This window comes from Pseudomonas sp. BS-2016, from assembly GCF_001806145.1.
Classification (GTDB): Bacteria; Pseudomonadota; Gammaproteobacteria; order Pseudomonadales; family Pseudomonadaceae; genus Aquipseudomonas; species Aquipseudomonas lundensis.
Map to the genome: position 1 here is coordinate 14,256 of NZ_MLCT01000025.1, position 18,210 is coordinate 32,465.

Annotated in this window: 18 protein-coding genes; 11 read left to right on the plus strand and 7 right to left on the minus strand. The window is 59.5% G+C overall.

All coding sequences use genetic code 11. The features are described 5' to 3' along the window. Together BKD70_RS14695 and BKD70_RS14700 are read left to right on the plus strand one after the other, a co-directional pair. Positions 1–480 (plus strand): nuclear transport factor 2 family protein, encoded by a 480-nt coding sequence (locus BKD70_RS14695; RefSeq protein ID WP_047277421.1) that lies wholly within the window; start codon positions 1–3, stop codon positions 478–480. A 2-nt stretch (positions 481–482) separates the two neighbouring features. After that, positions 483–779 carry a GIY-YIG nuclease family protein gene (locus BKD70_RS14700; protein WP_047277419.1) on the plus strand — a complete coding sequence of 99 codons (297 nt, stop codon included), beginning with the start codon at positions 483–485 and terminating at the stop codon, positions 777–779. A gap of 15 nt (positions 780–794) precedes the next feature. On the opposite strand, the gene BKD70_RS14705 is transcribed toward BKD70_RS14700, so the two are convergent. Both BKD70_RS14705 and yejK read right to left on the minus strand, forming a co-directional pair. After that, positions 795–1,148 (minus strand): glutaredoxin family protein, encoded by a 354-nt coding sequence (locus tag BKD70_RS14705; protein ID WP_047277416.1) that lies wholly within the window; start codon positions 1,146–1,148, stop codon positions 795–797. Then, positions 1,148–2,152, minus strand: coding sequence for a nucleoid-associated protein YejK (gene yejK / locus BKD70_RS14710; RefSeq protein WP_047277415.1), 1,005 nt, complete (start codon positions 2,150–2,152; stop codon positions 1,148–1,150). Before yejK ends, BKD70_RS14705 begins: the two co-directional genes overlap by 1 nt. Before the next feature lie 398 nt (positions 2,153–2,550). Between yejK and BKD70_RS14715 the strand changes: the two genes are divergently transcribed. Then, positions 2,551–2,832, plus strand: a complete 282-nt coding sequence (locus tag BKD70_RS14715; RefSeq protein WP_003440137.1) for an HU family DNA-binding protein — start codon at positions 2,551–2,553, stop codon at positions 2,830–2,832. Positions 2,833–2,902: 70 nt separating this feature from the next. Here BKD70_RS14715 and rlmF read toward each other — a convergent pair whose 3' ends face one another. From rlmF to BKD70_RS14740, 5 genes are all read right to left on the minus strand, one after another. Next, positions 2,903–3,919, minus strand: coding sequence for a 23S rRNA (adenine(1618)-N(6))-methyltransferase RlmF (gene rlmF / locus BKD70_RS14720; RefSeq protein WP_047277413.1), 1,017 nt, complete (start codon positions 3,917–3,919; stop codon positions 2,903–2,905). Between the two features lie 91 nt (positions 3,920–4,010). Further along, positions 4,011–6,857, minus strand: coding sequence for a valine--tRNA ligase (locus tag BKD70_RS14725; protein WP_047277411.1), 2,847 nt, complete (start codon positions 6,855–6,857; stop codon positions 4,011–4,013). Positions 6,858–6,974: 117 nt separating this feature from the next. Then, positions 6,975–7,358 carry a hypothetical protein gene (locus BKD70_RS14730; RefSeq protein ID WP_047277409.1) on the minus strand — a complete coding sequence of 128 codons (384 nt, stop codon included), beginning with the start codon at positions 7,356–7,358 and terminating at the stop codon, positions 6,975–6,977. A 7-nt stretch (positions 7,359–7,365) separates the two neighbouring features. Beyond that, positions 7,366–7,806, minus strand: a complete 441-nt coding sequence (locus tag BKD70_RS14735) for a DNA polymerase III subunit chi (RefSeq protein WP_047277408.1) — start codon at positions 7,804–7,806, stop codon at positions 7,366–7,368. 59 nt (positions 7,807–7,865) lie between these two features. After that, positions 7,866–9,356, minus strand: a complete 1,491-nt coding sequence (locus tag BKD70_RS14740; RefSeq protein WP_047277406.1) for a leucyl aminopeptidase — start codon at positions 9,354–9,356, stop codon at positions 7,866–7,868. Positions 9,357–9,676: 320 nt separating this feature from the next. Between BKD70_RS14740 and lptF the strand changes: the two genes are divergently transcribed. From lptF to pdxJ, 8 genes are all read left to right on the plus strand, one after another. Beyond that, a complete protein-coding gene (lptF, locus tag BKD70_RS14745) occupies positions 9,677–10,795 on the plus strand; it encodes an LPS export ABC transporter permease LptF (protein ID WP_047277403.1) in 1,119 nt (372 codons plus the stop codon). Further along, positions 10,788–11,849 carry an LPS export ABC transporter permease LptG gene (gene lptG / locus BKD70_RS14750; RefSeq protein ID WP_047277402.1) on the plus strand — a complete coding sequence of 354 codons (1,062 nt, stop codon included), beginning with the start codon at positions 10,788–10,790 and terminating at the stop codon, positions 11,847–11,849. The genes lptF and lptG overlap by 8 nt, the downstream gene beginning before the upstream one ends. 161 nt (positions 11,850–12,010) lie before the next feature. Continuing rightward, on the plus strand, positions 12,011–13,810 hold the full coding sequence (lepA, locus tag BKD70_RS14755; RefSeq protein WP_047277399.1) for a translation elongation factor 4: 1,800 nt from the start codon (positions 12,011–12,013) through the stop codon (positions 13,808–13,810). A gap of 5 nt (positions 13,811–13,815) precedes the next feature. Next, positions 13,816–14,670: a signal peptidase I gene (gene lepB, locus BKD70_RS14760; RefSeq protein WP_047277397.1), complete on the plus strand. Its 855-nt coding sequence runs from the start codon at positions 13,816–13,818 to the stop codon at positions 14,668–14,670. A 260-nt stretch (positions 14,671–14,930) separates the two neighbouring features. Continuing rightward, positions 14,931–15,620 carry a ribonuclease III gene (rnc, locus tag BKD70_RS14765; protein ID WP_047277395.1) on the plus strand — a complete coding sequence of 230 codons (690 nt, stop codon included), beginning with the start codon at positions 14,931–14,933 and terminating at the stop codon, positions 15,618–15,620. Further along, positions 15,613–16,515 carry a GTPase Era gene (gene era / locus BKD70_RS14770; RefSeq protein ID WP_047277393.1) on the plus strand — a complete coding sequence of 301 codons (903 nt, stop codon included), beginning with the start codon at positions 15,613–15,615 and terminating at the stop codon, positions 16,513–16,515. Before rnc ends, era begins: the two co-directional genes overlap by 8 nt. 137 nt (positions 16,516–16,652) lie before the next feature. Then, positions 16,653–17,342 (plus strand): DNA repair protein RecO, encoded by a 690-nt coding sequence (gene recO, locus BKD70_RS14775; protein WP_047277391.1) that lies wholly within the window; start codon positions 16,653–16,655, stop codon positions 17,340–17,342. Between the two features lie 50 nt (positions 17,343–17,392). Continuing rightward, positions 17,393–18,136: a pyridoxine 5'-phosphate synthase gene (gene pdxJ / locus BKD70_RS14780; protein ID WP_047277389.1), complete on the plus strand. Its 744-nt coding sequence runs from the start codon at positions 17,393–17,395 to the stop codon at positions 18,134–18,136. The last annotated feature ends 74 nt before the right edge of the window (positions 18,137–18,210 follow it).

An 18,210-nucleotide genomic window follows, 5' to 3' on the forward strand; every position in this document is an offset into this window, starting at 1 on the left:
ATGAGCCAAGCCCACCACGCGTTGATCACGCGCTTTTATCAAGCATTCCAGCAGTTGGATGCTGAAACCATGGCGCAGTGTTACACCGAAGACGTGCTGTTCAGCGACCCGGTGTTCGGTGAACTGAGGGGGCAGGATGCGCGCGACATGTGGCGCATGCTCACGTCTCGGGCCAAGGACTTCACCCTCAGCTTCAACACCGTGCAGGCTGACGATCAGCAGGGCAGTGCGCACTGGGTGGCCACCTATGTGTTCAGCCAGACCGGGGCGATTGTGATCAATGACATCCAGGCCCGCTTTGTGTTTCGCGACGGCAAAATCTGCGAGCACCATGACCATTTCGACCTGTGGCGCTGGTCACGTCAGGCGCTGGGCATCAAAGGCACGCTGCTGGGATGGACGCCGCTGGTGAAAAATGCGATCCGCGCCCAGGCGAGAAAAAGCCTCAAGGCTTTTCAGGCGCGCGCTCAAGGGCTGTAACCGTGACGGCAATAACGCAATCTTGCGAAGCGACAGCGACGAGCAAGCCCTGGTTTGTGTACCTGGTGCGGGCCGCCAACGGGGCGTTGTATTGCGGTATCAGCGATGACCCGCATAAGCGGTTTGCCAAGCATCAAAGCGGCAAGGGCGCGCGCTTCTTTGCATCCAGCCCGGCGGTGGCACTGGTGTATGTCGAATCCTGGCCCGACAAGGGCGAGGCGCTGCGTCAGGAGCGGCTGATCAAAAAGCTCAGGAAGAGCGCCAAAGAGTGCCTGGTGTCGAGCCAGTGCCGGCCCTGACCACCATGACGCCGATCACGGTTTCACTGCGTCGAGGATCGCCTCGGGCTTGAAGTCACGGATCAGCGTGCCATTCACGTCGAGGATCGGAATCCCGCGTCCGCCCAATGCTTCATAGGCTTTGCGGGCGACGGGGTCCTTGTCGATATCGAATTCGGTGTAGGGGATGCCTTTTTCGTCGAGAAAGCGGCGGGTGGCTTTGCAGTACCCGCACCACTCGGTGGCGTAGAGCACGACCCGGGCGTTGGCCCGGGTCTGCTCGGCCACAACGCCCGAGGGGTTGAGCACGCGCTCAATCTTGCCCCAGTTCTGAAAGATCACCACGACCACCAGCACGAACAGGACTTTTTTCAGGATCCCGTTGAACATTATTTGTTGCGCTTGAGCTGGTCGAGCAGTTGGGTCGGCAAGCCCTTGAGGATCAGCGTGCCAGCCTCTTCGTCGAACTCCACCTTGGAGCCCAGCAAGTGCGCTTCAAAACTGATCGACAGGCCCTCGGCGCGGCCAGTGAAGCGGCGGAACTGGTTAAGGGTGCGTTTGTCGGCCGGGATTTCCGGCGAGAGGCCGTAGTCCTTGTTACGGATGTGGTCGTAAAACGCTTTCGGGCGTTCTTCGTCGATCAGTTCGGAGAGTTCTTCAAGGCCCATCGGTTCACCGATTTTGGCCTGGCTGCTGGCGTAATCGACCAGGGTTTTGGTTTTTTCGCGTGCCGACTCTTCGGGCAGGTCTTCGCTTTCCACGAAATCGCTGAAGGCTTTAAGCAGGGTGCGGGTTTCGCCCGGCCCGTCGACGCCTTCCTGGCAGCCGATGAAGTCGCGGAAATACTCGGACACTTTTTTGCCGTTCTTGCCTTTGATGAACGAAATGTACTGCTTGGACTGTTTGTTGTTCTGCCACTCGGACAGGTTGATCCGCGCCGCGAGGTGCAACTGGCCCAGGTCCAGATGGCGCGACGGGGTCACGTCCAGTTCTGCGTTCACCGCCACGCCTTCGCTGTGGTGCAGCAGGGCGATGGCCAGATAGTCGGTCATGCCCTGTTGGTAGTGGGCGAACAACACATGCCCGCCCACCGACAGGTTGGACTCTTCCATCAGTTTTTGCAGGTGCTCGACCGCCACGCGGCTGAAGGCCGTGAAGTCGGTGCCGCCGTCCAGATACTCCTTGAGCCAGCCGCTGAACGGATGCGCGCCGGATTCGGCATGGAAAAAGCCCCAGGCCTTGCCTTGTTTGGCGTTATAGCTTTCGTTGAGGTCCGCCAGCATGTTCTCGATGGCCTGCGACTCGGCCAGTTCGCTGTCGCGGGCGTGGAGAACAGCGGGCGTACCGTCGGGTTTTTTCTCAATCAGATGGACGATGCAATGACGGATCGGCATGGGCTTCTCGGCGAGTTATCAGAAGACAGGGGGCAGGCCCCGCAAAAGCGGCAAGTGTAACGCACCTGAGCCTTTGGACGGCCTTCGCACCGGGGTTTAAGGGGCTTCTGTCGGCCGGGAGGCGTTTTTTTACGGTTTTAACGCGATAAAGCTGACCAAATGGGCAGGTAGAGGCGGATATTTGGCCGTCTCTGTGCTAGTTTTGCCCCGTCTTGCGCCGGGTAACGGCGCAAAGCGCGGATTCAGCATGTGTCAGGTCGAACCAAACCCCGTTTCAGCACTCTACATCCGCGATTCGTCGTGAAAGCAAACGGGCGTGCCAGACCCTAACTATCTGGCTCGATAGCTGACTTTGCACTCTGCAAACCAAATGAATTTGATAGGGAAGGAACATCTCAATGGCTATTACTAAAGACCAACTGATCGCCGATATCGCTGAAGCTATCGACGCGCCGAAAACTACCGCGCGTAACGCTCTGGACCAACTGGCTCAGATCGTTGCTGATCAATTGGAAAATGGCGGCGAAATCACTCTGCCAGGTATTGGCAAACTGAAAGTGACCGAGCGTCCTGCCCGTACTGGCCGTAACCCTTCGACTGGCGCAGCCATCGAAATCGCTGCCAAGAAAGTGATCAAGCTCGTTGTGGCCAAAGGCCTGACTGACGCTGTAAACAAGTAAGACACTTGTTAAAAAGCCGCGCCCCGGAGTGATCCGGAGCGCGGCTTTTTTGTGCGCGCAAGTTGGGGGCTTATTTCCAGTTCTTTTCGCGCCACAGTTGCTGCTGTTCTTTGTCGTGGAAGGTCCAGGCCACAAAGCGGCTTTGCTTGTTGCCCTGAGACATGTCCACCACCTGGCTCTCGCGCACACCGGCTTTTTTCAGGGCGGTCTGGATGGCGGGCAGGTTGGACGCCTTGGACACCAGTGTGCTGAACCACAGCACCTGACGGCCCACTTGCACGCTTTCGCGGATCAGCTGCGTGACAAAGCGCTGCTCGCCGCCTTCACACCACAACTCGGCGGCCTGGCCGCCAAAGTTCAGGACCGGCAACTTGCGTTTCGGGTCTGCCTTGCCCAGTGCGCGCCATTTACGCTCGCTGCCGCGCTGTGCTTCGTCCAGTGAGGCGTGGAACGGCGGGTTGCACATGCTCAGGTCAAAGCGTTCGCTACTTTCCAGCACATCCAGCAGGATCTTCTGCGGGTTGGACTGCTGGCGCAGGCTGATGGCTTTGTTCAGGCCATTGGATTGCACGATGGCCTTGGCCGCTTTCAGGGCGATGGTGTCAACTTCCGTGCCGAGGAACTGCCAGCGGTAATCGCTATGGCCGATCAGCGGGTACACGCAGTTGGCGCCCATGCCGATGTCCAGCACGCGCACGCTCGGGCCACGCGGAATCACGCCGTCATTGAGGGTGGCTAGCAGGTCCGCCAGAAAATGCACGTAATCGGCGCGCCCCGGGACTGGCGGGCACAGGTAGTCGGCCGGGATGTCCCAGTGGGCAATGCCGTAGAAGGCCTTGAGCAGGGCGCGGTTGAATACGCGCACGGCGTCCGGGTTGGCGAAGTCGATGCTCTCTTTGCCGTACGGGTTGATGATCACGAACTGGCCCAGTTCGGGGCACACCGAGATCAGCTGCGGGAAGTCGTAACGGCCCTGATGGCGATTGCGCGGGTGCAGGCTCGGTTTGACCCGCGGTGCGGCCGGCTTGGCTTCGCCGGGCGCTTTGGGTTTGTGGCGTGTGGCTTTGGAAGTGCGTGGGGTTGTCATGTTCAATTCATTCCACAAAAGCAATCGCGGGCAAGCCCCGAGGCTCCCTCAGGAGCATCAGGCCTTGCCCGCGATCAGGTGCGCAGCGTGTTTACAGGCTGGAAATCCGCGCGTGCTGTTCTGCCAACTTGCTCAAAGCCTGTTCGGCTTCGGCCAATTTGGCGCGTTCCTTGTCGATGACTTCGGCCGGGGCCTTGTCAACGAACGCGGCGTTGGAGAGTTTCCCGCCTACGCGGGCCACTTCGCCGTGCAAACGCTGGATTTCCTTGTCCAGGCGCGCCAGTTCTGCATCCTTGTCGATCAAGCCGGCCATCGGCACCAGCACTTCCATCTCGCCCACCAGAGCGGTGGCCGACAGAGGGGCTTCGGCGCCGTCTTGCAGCACGGTGATCGATTCGAGTTTAGCCAGCTTTTTCAGCAAGGCATCGTTCTCGGCCAGACGGCGCTGGTCTTCGGCGTTGACGTTTTTCACGTACAACTGCAACGGCTTGCCGGGACCGATGTTCATTTCGCCGCGGATGTTACGCACGCCGAGCATCAGGCCCTTGAGCCATTCGATGTCATCTTCGGCAGCCTGATCGATGCGTGCTTCGTTCGCCACCGGCCACGGTTGCAGCATGATGGTCTTGCCTTCAACGCCCGCCAGCGGCGCGATGCGCTGCCAGATTTCTTCGGTGATGAACGGCATGAACGGATGCGCCAGGCGCAACGCGACTTCCAGCACGCGCACCAGTGTGCGACGGGTACCGCGCTGACGTTCTACCGGCGCGTTTTCGTCCCACAGTACCGGCTTGGACAGTTCGAGGTACCAGTCGCAGTACTGGTTCCAGATGAACTCGTACAGGGCTTGTGCCGCGAGGTCGAAACGGAACTGGTCGAGGTGACGGGTCACTTCGGCTTCTGTGCGCTGCAACTGCGAAATGATCCAGCGATCGGCCAGCGACAATTCGTAGGCTTCGCCGTTCTGGCCGCAGTCTTCGCCCTTGTCCAGCACGTAACGGGCGGCGTTCCAGATCTTGTTGCAGAAGTTGCGGTAGCCTTCGACGCGACCCATGTCGAACTTGATGTCACGCCCGGTGGAGGCCAGCGAGCAGAAGGTGAAGCGCAGGGCGTCGGTGCCGTAGCTGGCGATGCCGTCCGCGAATTCGTCGCGGGTCTGCTTCTCGATTTTCTTCAGCAGCTTGGGCTGCATCAGGCCCGTGGTGCGTTTGGCCACCAGGTCTTCGAGTTCGATACCGTCGATGATGTCCAGCGGGTCCAGTACGTTGCCTTTGGACTTGGACATCTTCTGGCCCTGGCCGTCACGCACCAGGCCGTGAACGTACACGGTCTTGAACGGCACTTGCGGGGTGCCGTCTTCGTTTTTCACCAAATGCATGGTGAGCATGATCATCCGGGCTACCCAGAAGAAAATGATGTCGAAGCCGGTAACCAGCACGTCGGTCGAGTGGAAGGTTTTCAGCGCGTCGGTTTTTTCCGGCCAGCCAAGGGTGGAGAACGTCCACAGGCCCGAGCTGAACCAGGTGTCGAGCACGTCGTTGTCCTGTTGAAGCGCAACGTCCGGGCCCAGGTTGTTTTTGGCACGGACTTCGGCTTCGTCGCGACCGACATACACCTTGCCCGACTCGTCGTACCAGGCCGGGATCCGGTGGCCCCACCACAGCTGACGGCTGATGCACCAGTCCTGGATGTCACGCATCCACGAGAAGTACATGTTTTCGTATTGCTTGGGCACGAACGCGATGCGACCGTCTTCAACCGCGGCGATGGCCGGTTCGGCCAGCGGTTTGGTGGACACGTACCACTGGTCGGTCAGCCACGGCTCGATGATCGTGCCGGAACGGTCGCCCTTCGGTACTTTCAGGGCGTGGTCGTCAACGCTGACCAGCAGGCCGGCTTCGTCAAAGTCCGCGACGATCTGCTTGCGCGCTTCGAAGCGGTCCAGACCGGCGTATTTGGCCGGCAGGGTGCCGTCAATGGTCTCGTTCAGTGTGCCGTCAAGGTTGAACACTTGAGCGGCAGGCAAAACCTTGGCGTTTTTGTCGAAGATGTTCAGCAGCGGCAGGTTGTGGCGCTTGCCGACTTCGTAGTCGTTGAAATCGTGGGCCGGGGTGATTTTCACGCAGCCGGTGCCGAATTCAGGGTCGCAGTAATCGTCAGCGATGATTGGAATGCGGCGGCCAACCAGCGGCAGTTCGACGAACTTGCCGATCAGGGCCTGGTAGCGCTCATCGTTCGGGTTCACTGCAACAGCGGCGTCACCGAGCATGGTTTCGGGACGCGTGGTCGCCACGATCAGGTAGTCGTTGCCTTCAGCGGTCTTGGCGCCGTCGGCCAACGGGTACTTGAGGTTCCACAGGAAACCTTTCTCGTCGTGGTTTTCCACTTCAAGGTCGGAAATCGCCGTGTGCAATTTGGTGTCCCAGTTGACCAGGCGCTTGCCACGGTAGATCAGGCCGTCTTCGTGCAGGCGAACGAACGCTTCTTTCACGGCTTCGGACAAGCCGTCGTCCATGGTGAAGCGCTCGCGGCTCCAGTCGACGGACGAACCCAGGCGACGGATCTGACGGCTGATGTTGCCGCCGGACTGGTCTTTCCATTCCCAGATCTTGTCGAGGAATTTCTCGCGACCCAGGTCGTGGCGGTTCAGGCCCTGGGCTTCGATTTGGCGCTCAACCAGCATTTGCGTCGCGATACCGGCGTGGTCGGTGCCCGGCTGCCACAGGGTGTTACGGCCCTGCATGCGGCGGAAACGGATCAGGGCGTCCATGATCGCGTTGTTGAAACCGTGCCCCATGTGCAGGCTACCGGTAACGTTAGGCGGCGGGATCATGATGGTGTACGGGTCGCCCGCGCCTTGCGGGGCAAAATAGTTTTCTTCTTCCCAGGTTTTGTACCAGGAAGTTTCAATGGCGTGCGGCTGGTAGGTCTTATCCATGCGCGGCGGGACCCTATTGGCATTAATTCAGGAAAGCCGGCAAGTATAGCGGGGCGGGACGCATAGGGCGAGTTGTGCGCGGCGATTACAGGTCATCGGGCGCTCAGGGATCGGGCATCAGTTTTGATGCTGGCTGATCAGGCGCTCCATGTGTGCGTCGAGGCGGCGTTTGATTTCGGATTCGATGTGCGGGGCGTAGTCGTTGATGACGTCTTGCATGATCGCTTGCGCGGCCGTGCGCAGCTCTCTGTCCAGATGGACCAGCAGGGCGTCGGGGGCCTTGTCGGCGGCAGGCGCACTGGCGAGCGGTGGTTGCGCGGCTGGCACGGGCGCGGGTGTGGGTTCAAAGACCTCGTCCAGCAAGGGGATCTGCGTGCCTTGTTCGCCGACCATCTCGGTCAGCAGCGGCGGTTGCAGGCCTTCGTCGTCCAGCAGTTGGCGAATGGACTCAAGATCATCGAGCAGGTGTGCAGCTTTTTTCGGCGAATTGGGGGTGTCCATCGTGTGCTCAGAGTCGTTGTAACTTGTGGTCTTGCAGAGGATAGCCCTGTTCACGGTAGAAACGGAAACTCTCCCGTGCCGCCAGTCGAACGGCGGGGTCTTCGACCACGACTTCCGCCACGCGGGCGAAACGCTTGAAGGATTCGGGGACTTTCAGGTCCAGATTGATCAGCAGGTCCTGATGGCTGGCAGGCGCATCGGCTATGCCCATGACGATCACGCCATCGGGTTCGTCTTCGGCGTGGCTATGGGGCACAAAACTCTCGCCCTTGAAGCGCCACAGGCGTTGATCGAGGTCGTCGCGCTGAGCCGCGTCGCTGCAGTGCAGGTACACCCGATGCCCGAGACGCCAGGCTTTTTCGGTGAGTTTGCAGGCGAAATCCAGCCGCGCTGCCGGGTCTGCGCTGGGCAGGATATAAAAGTCGACTTTGGTTTTTTCAGAGGTCATTGCGGTTCCTGAATCGGGGCTGCGCCGCCCTCAAGCGGCGCAGCCTGCGATCAACAGTGTCAAGCGTTGGCGCGATCGAGCAGGTATTGCGTCAGCAATGGCACGGGACGGCCGCTGGCGCCTTTGTCCTTGCCGCCACTGACCCAGGCCGTGCCCGCGATGTCCAGGTGAGCCCAGTGGTAGGCCTTGGCAAAACGCGACAGGAAGCAGCCCGCGGTGATGGCGCCGGCTTTCGGGCCACCGATGTTGGCCATGTCGGCAAACGGGCTGTCCAGTTGCTCCTGGTATTCGTCGAACAGCGGCAATGGCCATGCGCGGTCATCGGCTTGCTTGCCCGCGTCCAGCAGTTGCTCGATCAGTTCGTCGTTGTTGCCCATCAGGCCGGAGGTGTGCGCCCCGAGTGCGACCATGCAGGCGCCAGTCAGGGTGGCGATGTCGATCACCGCTTGTGGCTTGAAACGTTCGGCGTAGGTCAGGGCATCGCACAGCACCAGACGGCCTTCGGCATCGGTGTTGAGGATTTCAACGGTTTGACCGCTCATGGTGGTCACGATGTCGCCCGGACGGGCCGCGCCGCCACTGGGCATGTTTTCGGCGCAGGCCAGAATGCACACCAGATTGATCGGCAGTTTCAGTTCGAGCACGGCGCGCAGAGTGCCGAAAACGCTGGCAGCACCGCCCATGTCGTACTTCATTTCATCCATGCCCGCGCCCGGCTTGAGGCTGATGCCGCCGGTGTCGAAGGTGATGCCTTTGCCCACCAGGACAAACGGTTTTTCGGATTTCTTGCCGCCCGCATAGTTCATCACGATCAGGCGGGGCGGTTGGTCGCTGCCCTGGCCAACGGCGTAGAACGCGCCCATGCCCAGGTCCTTGATTTTCTTCTCGTCGAGAATCTCGACCTTCAGGCTCTTGAACGTCTTGCCCAAGGTTTTGGCCTGTTCGGCCAGGAACGTCGGGTGGCAGATGTTCGGCGGCAGGTTGCCCAGGTCGCGGGTGAAGGACATGCCGGCAGCAATGGCTTGGGCGTGGGTCACGGCCAGCTGCACTTCAGCCTGCGCGGCCTTGATGGTCAGCAGGGTGATTTTTTTCAGGGCGCGGGGTTCGGCTTTCTGGCTTTTGAATCGGTCGAACGTGTAATCGCCGTCTGCCAGGGTTTCGGCCAGCAGGCGCGTTTTGCCGTAGCTGTCGCGGCCCTTGACCACCAGTTCGTCGATGGCAAAGACCGCCTCGCTGCCACCCAGGCCTTTAAGGACGCTCAGGGCGCCGCTGATGATTTTCCGGAACGGGCGGTCGCCCAATTCTTCGTCTTTACCCGTGCCCACTAGCAACACGCGCTCGGCTTTGATGTTGGGCAGGGTATGCAGCAACAGGCTTTGGCCGGTCTTGCCGGCGAGGTCGCCGCGCTTGAGGACTGCGCTGATCGCGCCGCCGGTGAGTTCGTCGAGGGCCTTGGCGGTCGGGCCGAGCTTGCGGCCTTCGCCGACGGCGACCACGAGAGTGGCCGTTTTCAACGTTTCTGGGCTAACGCTTTTTACAACCAGTTCCATGTCCGGGTCCCTGAATCAAATGGTCAACGTGCGCACAAACGCGTGGGTTTGAGTGCTTATGGATGAAACGCTTCACCTGTCTAAGCGGGGCTGCGTCTAGTCGGGCAGTTTGAACCCCGTCGGTCGCGGCTGACAACCCTTGCGTGGCCTGCAATGGCTGCTTTGTAACCTTGGGTAAGCAAGCGCAGTGACAGGCGAGGTCATTCACAGGATAATGCGCCATCTTTTTAGTCGGCCCGGCTCATCTATGATGCATGCCTGACCCACTGGTAACGCCGCTTGTTTGGCCGCCTTAGCCTGACGACCCTGGAGTGTCTGGTTTGATCGTCTTCCGTTATTTGTCCCGCGAAGTCCTGCTTACATTGAGCGCTGTCAGCGCTGTGCTGCTGGTCATCATCATGAGCGGTCGCTTCATCAAGTACCTGGCACAGGCTGCCTCTGGCGCTCTTGACCCGGGTTCCCTGTTCCTGATCATGGGCTTCCGTCTGCCGGGCTTCATGCAGCTGATTCTGCCGTTGGGGCTGTTTCTCGGTATTTTGCTGGCCTATGGCCGTCTGTACCTCGAAAGCGAAATGACCGTGCTTTCGGCCACGGGCATGAGCCAGCAGCGCCTGCTGGGCCTGACCATGATTCCGGCAGCGTTCGTGGCCCTGATCGTGGCCTGGCTGAGCCTGAGCCTGGCGCCGCAGGGTGCGAACCAGTTTCAGCTGTTGCTGAACAAGCAAGATGCACTGACCGAGTTCGACACGCTGGTGCCTGGGCGCTTCCAGGCGTTGAGCGACGGTTCGCGCGTGACCTACACCGAAGAGCTGACCAACGACCGGACCAACCTCTCGGGCGTGTTCATCTCGCAAAAAAGCCTGGGTCAGGACGCCAAGGACCGCAGCATCTCGGTGCTGGTGGCCGAAACAGGCCATCAGGAAGTCCGTCCCGATGGCAGTCGCTGGCTGATTCTCAATAACGGCTACCGCTATGACGGTAACCCGGGTCTGGCCGATTACCGCGCGATCAAGTACGACACCTATGGCGTGCTGTTGCCCAAGCCCGATGCCAGCGATGAAGTGACCGACCGCGACGCAATCCCGACCCTCGACCTGATTGGCAACCCCGAACCGCGGGCAATTGCCGAGCTGCAATGGCGTATTTCATTGCCGCTGCTGGTGTTTATCGTGACCCTCATCGCCGTGCCGCTGTCACGCGTCAACCCGCGTCAGGGCCGCTTCCTCAAGCTGTTGCCGGCGATTCTTCTTTATATGGGTTACCTGACCATTCTGATTTCGGCCCGTGGCGCCCTGGAAAAAGGCAAGTTGTCGCCCACCCTGGGGCTGTGGTGGGTGCATGCGCTGTTCCTGGCCATTGGCCTGTTGTTGCTGTACTGGGAGCCGCTGCGCTTGAAGCTGGCTAGTCGCCGTAGCGTGAAGGAGATGACGCGTGGGTAAGCTCGACCGCTACATCGGTAGCAGCGTCTTTTTGGCGATCCTGGCTGTGCTGGGCATTATTTTGGGGCTGGCGTCGCTGTTCGCGTTCATCGACGAGACGGGCAATATCAGCGACAGCTATACCGTGATGGACGTGCTCAGCTACGTGCTGCTGACGGCACCGCGGCGCATGTATGACATGTTGCCAATGGCGGCGCTGATCGGCTGCCTGATCGGGCTGGGCAGTCTGGCCAGTAACAGCGAGCTGACCATCATGCGTGCGGCCGGGGTGTCCATCGGCCGTATCGTGTGGTCGGTCATGAAACCCATGCTGGTGCTGATGGTGGCGGGCGTGCTGGTGGGCGAATACGTGGCACCTGCCACTGAAACCATGGCGCAGGCCAATCGGGCGCTGGCGCTGGGCAGCGGTGATGCGCAAAGCTCCAAGCACGGTTTGTGGCACCGTCAGGGTGAAGAGTTCATCCACATCAACGCCGTCCAGCCGAACGGCACGCTGTTTGGCGTAACGCGCTACCGCTTTGACGACGAGCGCCACATGCTGTCTTCAAGCTTCGCCAAAAAAGCAGAGTTCGACAAAGATCACTGGCAGCTGACGGATGTGAATACCACGCTGTTCCACGACCGCAGCACTGAAGTGGTCAGCGCACCGGTCGAGCGTTGGGACGTGGCCTTGAGCCCGCAGTTGCTCAACACCGTGGTGATGGCCCCTGAGTCGCTGTCAATCAGCGGTCTGTGGAATTACATCCATTACCTGAAAGACCAGGGTTTGAACAACGGTCGTTACTGGCTGGCATTTTGGGTCAAGGTGTTGCAGCCGCTGGTCACTGCCGCGCTGGTGTTGATGGCGATTTCCTTCATTTTCGGCCCGTTGCGCTCGGTGACCCTGGGGCAGCGGGTGTTTACCGGCGTGCTGGTGGGCTTCACGTTCAAGATCGCGCAAGACCTGCTGGGGCCGTCCAGCCTGGTGTTTGGCTTCTCCCCGCTGTTTGCGGTGATATTGCCAGCCCTCATTTGCGCCCTGGCGGGCGTCTGGCTGTTGCGACGGGCGGGTTGATCGACCTGTAAAGCTCGAACCAAAAGCCTCTGTCCCGCGACAGGGGCTTTTTTGTGGGGGAGCATTGGCCTGTAAACGTGACGCTCGTCGCGATCACAGGTACAATTCCCGGCTATTTTTCGGCGGGCAGTCTGCCTGCGACTTTTTTTGAGTGTTGACCCGTGAGTGATTTGAGTCATATCCGCAATTTCTCCATCATCGCCCACATTGACCATGGCAAGTCGACGCTGGCCGATCGTTTCATCCAGATGTGCGGCGGCCTGACTGCCCGTGAAATGGAAGCCCAGGTGCTGGACTCCATGGACCTCGAGCGTGAGCGCGGGATCACCATCAAGGCCCACAGCGTTACTCTGTATTACAAGGCGCAAGACGGTAATACCTACCAGTTGAACTTCATTGATACCCCCGGCCACGTTGACTTCACCTATGAAGTCAGCCGTTCGCTGGCGGCCTGTGAAGGTGCCTTGCTGGTGGTCGATGCGGGGCAGGGCGTAGAGGCCCAGTCCGTCGCCAACTGCTACACCGCTATCGAGCAGGGCCTTGAGGTCATGCCGGTTCTGAACAAGATCGACCTGCCGCAAGCCGATCCTGATCGGGTGAAGGAAGAAATCGAGAAGATCATCGGTATCGATGCCACCGACGCCGTAACGTGCAGCGCCAAGACCGGCCTGGGCGTCGATGAAGTGCTCGAGCGTCTGGTGCACACCATTCCTGCACCGACCGGCAACATCGAAGATCCGCTGCAAGCGTTGATCATCGACTCCTGGTTCGACAACTACCTGGGCGTTGTGTCCCTGGTTCGCGTGCGCCACGGCCGTGTGAAAAAGGGCGACAAGATTCTGGTCAAGTCCACCGGCAAGATCCACCTGGTGGACAGCGTCGGTGTATTCAACCCCAAGCACACGGCGACCGCCGACCTCAAAGCCGGTGAAGTAGGTTTCATCATCGCGGGTATCAAGGACATTCACGGCGCGCCAGTGGGCGACACCCTGACCTTGAGTTCCACCCCGGATGTGGACGTCCTGCCCGGCTTCAAACGCATTCAGCCGCAGGTGTACGCCGGTCTGTTCCCGGTCAGCTCCGACGACTTCGAAGACTTCCGCGATGCGCTGCAAAAGCTCACGCTGAACGACTCGTCGCTGCAATACACCCCGGAAAGCTCCGACGCACTGGGCTTCGGCTTCCGTTGCGGCTTCCTCGGCATGCTGCACATGGAGATCATTCAGGAGCGCCTGGAGCGCGAGTACGACCTGGACCTGATCACCACCGCGCCAACCGTTATTTTCGAGTTGCTGCTCAAGACCGGTGAAACGATTTACGTCGACAACCCGTCCAAGCTGCCGGACCTGTCCATGATTGAAGACATGCGCGAGCCTATCGTGCGTGCCAACATTCTTGTGCCTCAAGAGCACCTGGGCAACGTCATTACCCTGTGCATTGAGAAGCGTGGCGTTCAACACGACATGCTGTTCCTGGGCACACAGGTACAAGTGACCTACGATTTGCCGATGAACGAAGTGGTTCTGGACTTCTTCGACCGTCTCAAATCCACCAGTCGCGGCTATGCTTCGCTCGATTACCACTTTGACCGTTACCAGTCTGCCAACCTGGTGAAGCTCGACGTGCTGATCAACGGTGAGAAGGTCGATGCACTGGCCTTGATCGTTCACCGTGACAACGCTCACTACAAAGGGCGTGCACTGACCGAAAAAATGAAAGAACTGATTCCGCGTCAGATGTTCGATGTCGCCATTCAGGCCGCCATTGGCGGGCAGATTGTGGCGCGAACCACTGTCAAGGCACTCAGAAAGAACGTACTGGCCAAATGCTACGGTGGTGACGTTAGCCGTAAGCGCAAGCTGTTGGAAAAGCAAAAGGCCGGTAAAAAACGCATGAAGCAAGTGGGTAACGTGGAAATTCCACAAGAAGCCTTCCTTGCAGTGCTCAGGTTGGATAGTTAGGTCCTATGTCACTAAATTTCCCGCTGTTGCTGGTCATTGCTGTAGCCGTCTGCGGTTTGCTGGCGCTGCTCGATCTGGTCTTCCTGGCGCCTCGCCGGCGCAAGGCTGTTGCCAACTATCAGGCCAGCGTCCAGCCGGCCGATATGCAGGTGGTCGAGAAGCTCAACAAAGAACCGCTGCTGGTTGAATACGGCAAGTCGTTTTTCCCGGTGTTGTTCATCGTGCTGGTGCTGCGTTCGTTTCTGGTTGAGCCGTTCCAGATTCCGTCCGGCTCGATGAAGCCGACGCTGGACGTGGGCGACTTCATTTTGGTGAACAAGTTTTCTTACGGGATCCGCCTGCCGGTGATCGACAAGAAAGTCATCGAAGTGGGTGATCCGCAGCGGGGCGATGTGATGGTGTTTCGCTACCCGAGCGATCCGACCGTCAACTACATCAAGCGTGTAGTGGGCCTGCCGGGCGACAAGATCCGTTACACCAGCGACAAAAAGCTCTACGTCAACGATCAATTGGTTGCCGAGACGCTGGTGGGGGCCGAGCCCGGCACGCTGGGCAGCGCACAACTGTACAAAGAGAAACTGGGCGAAGTGGAGCACATGATCCGCAAGGAAATGAGCCGCTACCGCACACCGCCTGATCATGAATGGACGGTTCCGGCCGGGCATTACTTCATGATGGGTGACAACCGCGACAATTCGAACGACAGCCGTTATTGGGATGATCCGAACATTCCCAAAGACGAGCTGGGCATGGTCCCCGACAAGAATATCGTCGGCAAGGCCTTCGCTGTTTGGATGAGCTGGCCCGAACCGAAAATGAGCCATTTGCCGAACTTCTCGCGAGTGGGTCTGATCAAGTAGCCAAAACGGCGCTGTTAATAACAGCGCCGAATGCTTTTCAGGTGGCCGTATAAATCGGCGGCCTGACGGTTCTTACAACCGCCGTGCAGCGTCAGGCACGGCGGCAACAGTATTCAGGATGTGGATTTGAACAAAGCGTTAAGTGCGACGGCGGCGAACAGCCTGTTCCCCGTCCATTTGCTATGCGATAAACGAGCATCACTGATCCCTAATATCGGTCCGGTGGTGACATTCGGCCACGAACTCAGCGTGGGTAAATCGTGAGTTTTTCATTAAATCGTTTAGAGCAGCAGCTCGGTTACACCTTCAAGGACCAGGAACTGATGGTTCTGGCCCTCACACACCGCAGCTTCGCGGGGCGCAATAACGAGCGTCTTGAGTTTCTCGGTGATGCGATCCTCAATTTTGTAGCCGGTGAAGCGCTGTTTGATCGCTTCCCGTTGGCTCGCGAAGGCCAGCTGTCGCGTTTACGTGCCCGCCTAGTCAAGGGCGAAACCCTCGCCGTACTGGCCCGTGGTTTCGAGTTGGGCGAGTACCTGCGCCTGGGCTCGGGCGAGCTGAAAAGCGGCGGGTTCCGTCGCGAGTCGATTCTGGCCGATGCCCTTGAAGCGCTGATCGGCGCCATCTACCTGGATGCGGGCATGGAAGTGGCCCGCGACCGCGTACTGGCCTGGCTGGCCAGCGAGTTCGAGACGTTGACCCTGGTCGACACCAACAAAGATCCGAAAACCCGACTGCAAGAGTTCCTGCAGTCGCGTGCCTGTGAGCTGCCGCGTTATGAAGTGGTGGATATCCAGGGCGAACCGCATTGCCGCACCTTCTTTGTAGAGTGCGAAATTGCCTTATTGAATGAAAAAAGCCGGGGTCAGGGTGTGAGCCGTCGCATTGCCGAACAGGTAGCGGCCGCTGCAGCACTGATTGCCCTTGGCGTGGAGAATGGCCATGACTGATTCAACTGCAACACGCTGTGGCTATGTCGCCATTGTTGGCCGACCAAACGTGGGTAAGTCCACGCTGCTCAACCATATCCTCGGTCAAAAGCTGGCGATCACTTCGCGCAAGCCGCAAACCACTCGTCACAACATGCTCGGCATTAAAACCGAAGGCAGTGTGCAGGCGGTTTACGTCGACACCCCGGGCATGCACAAGGGTGGCGAGAAAGCCCTGAACCGCTACATGAACAAAACCGCTTCGGCAGCGTTGAAAGACGTCGACGTGGTGATCTTTGTCGTGGACCGCACCAAGTGGACCGACGAAGACCAGATGGTACTGGAGCGCGTGCAGTACGTGACCGGCCCGCTGATCGTGGCGTTGAACAAGACCGATCGCATCGAAGACAAAGCCGAGATGATGCCGCACCTGAGCTGGCTGCAGGCGCAACTGCCGAACGCGCAGATCATCCCGATCTCGGCTCAGCACGGCCATAACCTGGACGCGCTTGAGCGTGTGATTGCCGATCACCTGCCGGAAAACGAGCATTTCTTCCCAGAAGACCAGATCACCGACCGCAGCAGCCGCTTCCTGGCCGCCGAGCTGGTCCGCGAAAAGATCATGCGCCAGATGGGTGCAGAACTGCCGTACCAGATCACCGTCGAAATCGAAGAGTTCAAGCAGCAGGGCAAAACCCTGCATATCCATGCCTTGATTCTGGTGGAGCGTGACGGCCAGAAAAAAATCATCATTGGCGACAAGGGTGAGCGCATCAAGCGTATTGGCACTGAAGCGCGCAAGGACATGGAGCTGCTATTCGACTCCAAAATCATGCTTAACCTGTGGGTGAAGGTGAAGGGTGGTTGGTCCGACGACGAGCGCGCCTTGCGTTCGTTGGGCTACGGCGACCTGTAACGGCAGCTTTTCATTCCCCCCGTTCCTGCAGGAACGGGGGGAGCAGCAGTGCTGCGTAGATGTGCTTTTACTTCCAGTCCCTCTTCCCCAAGAGGCAAGGTGAGGGCGCTTTTCGTTTTCACAGAGGCGTGCCTGCCATGTCCAGTTCCCCTCCTGCCGCGCAACTTGCCTACGTCCTGCACAGCCGCCCCTACCGTGAAACCAGTGCGCTGGTGGATTTCATCACGCCGCAAGGGCGTTTGCGGGCAGTGCTGCGCAGTGCGCGGGGCAAGGCCGGTTCGTTGGCGCGGCCTTTTGTCCCTCTGGAAATCGAGTTTCGCGGGCGCGGCGAGCTAAAAAACGTCGGGCGCATGGAGAGCGCCGGGGTGTCCACCTGGCTCAATGGCGAAGCGTTATTCAGCGGTCTTTATCTCAATGAATTGTTAGTGCGCTTGCTACCGGCTGAAGACCCGCACCCCGCGGTCTTTGATCACTACGCAGCCACCCTCCTGGCGTTGGCCGAAGGTCGACCGCTGGAACCTCTGCTACGGGCCTTCGAATGGCGCTTGCTGGATGATTTGGGGTACGGGTTTTCGCTTTCTCGGGACATTCAGGGTGAGCCGATAGCCAGTGACGGCATGTACCGTTTGCAGGTCGATGCCGGGCTGGAGCGCATTTATCTGGTACAGCCGGGGTTGTTTCACGGCGCTGAGCTACAGGCCATGGCCGAGGCTGACTGGACCACCGCGGGTGCGTTGTCGGCGGCCAAGCGTTTGATGCGCCAGGCATTGGCGGTTCACTTGGCGGGCAAGCCCCTGGCCAGTCGTGAGTTGTTTCGCAAGCCCTGAATAGACCGGTATGCTGTGCGCCGAATCTTCAACTCTTCAGGAGAGCCCTCGTGACCCAAAGCAATCGCATCCTTCTCGGCGTGAATATCGACCACGTAGCCACGCTGCGTCAGGCTCGGGGCACGCGTTACCCTGATCCGGTCAAGGCCGCGCTGGACGCTGAAGAGGCGGGCGCCGATGGCATCACCGTGCACTTGCGTGAAGACCGCCGCCACATTCAAGAGCGCGACGTGTTGTTGCTCAAGGATGTGCTGCAAACCCGCATGAATTTCGAGATGGGCGTGACCGAAGAAATGATGGCGTTTGCCGAGCGCATTCGTCCGGCGCACATCTGTCTGGTGCCTGAAACCCGTCAGGAACTGACCACGGAGGGTGGGTTGGACGTGGCGGGGCAGGAAGCCCGGATTAAATCAGCGGTTGAGCGCTTGAGCCGGATTGGCTGTGAAGTGTCGCTGTTCATCGATGCCGATGAGCGTCAGATCGAGGCATCGAAGCGAGTCGGTGCGCCGGCGATTGAATTGCACACCGGTCGTTATGCCGATGCGCAAACCCCCGCCGAGGTGGCGCAAGAACTGCAACGGGTAGCGCAAGGCGTGGCCTGTGGTCTGGCTCAAGGGCTGATCGTCAATGCCGGGCATGGCCTGCATTACCACAACGTTGAGGCCGTGGCCGCCATCAAAGGCATCAATGAGCTGAACATCGGTCATGCGTTGGTGGCGCATGCCCTGTTCGTAGGCTTCAAGTCGGCCGTCTCGGAAATGAAAGCGTTGATTGTGGCAGCCGCCAGGCACTGAGGGCATTTACGCTTTCAAGCGGCGCAAACTGCGCGGTGCGGGTGCGACAGGCACTTGATCGCCGGATAAGCCGC

Coding starts and splice junctions, on each gene's coding strand:
- BKD70_RS14695 (WP_047277421.1), top strand. CDS start 1: ATGAGCCAAGCCCACCACGCGTTGATCACGCGCTTTTATCAAGCATTC.
- BKD70_RS14705 (WP_047277416.1), bottom strand. CDS start 1,148: ATGTTCAACGGGATCCTGAAAAAAGTCCTGTTCGTGCTGGTGGTCGTG.
- yejK (WP_047277415.1), bottom strand. CDS start 2,152: ATGCCGATCCGTCATTGCATCGTCCATCTGATTGAGAAAAAACCCGAC.
- BKD70_RS14715 (WP_003440137.1), top strand. CDS start 2,551: ATGGCTATTACTAAAGACCAACTGATCGCCGATATCGCTGAAGCTATC.
- rlmF (WP_047277413.1), bottom strand. CDS start 3,919: ATGACAACCCCACGCACTTCCAAAGCCACACGCCACAAACCCAAAGCG.
- BKD70_RS14725 (WP_047277411.1), bottom strand. CDS start 6,857: ATGGATAAGACCTACCAGCCGCACGCCATTGAAACTTCCTGGTACAAA.
- BKD70_RS14730 (WP_047277409.1), bottom strand. CDS start 7,358: ATGGACACCCCCAATTCGCCGAAAAAAGCTGCACACCTGCTCGATGAT.
- BKD70_RS14735 (WP_047277408.1), bottom strand. CDS start 7,806: ATGACCTCTGAAAAAACCAAAGTCGACTTTTATATCCTGCCCAGCGCA.
- BKD70_RS14740 (WP_047277406.1), bottom strand. CDS start 9,356: ATGGAACTGGTTGTAAAAAGCGTTAGCCCAGAAACGTTGAAAACGGCC.
- lepB (WP_047277397.1), top strand. CDS start 13,816: ATGTCACTAAATTTCCCGCTGTTGCTGGTCATTGCTGTAGCCGTCTGC.
- era (WP_047277393.1), top strand. CDS start 15,613: ATGACTGATTCAACTGCAACACGCTGTGGCTATGTCGCCATTGTTGGC.
- recO (WP_047277391.1), top strand. CDS start 16,653: ATGTCCAGTTCCCCTCCTGCCGCGCAACTTGCCTACGTCCTGCACAGC.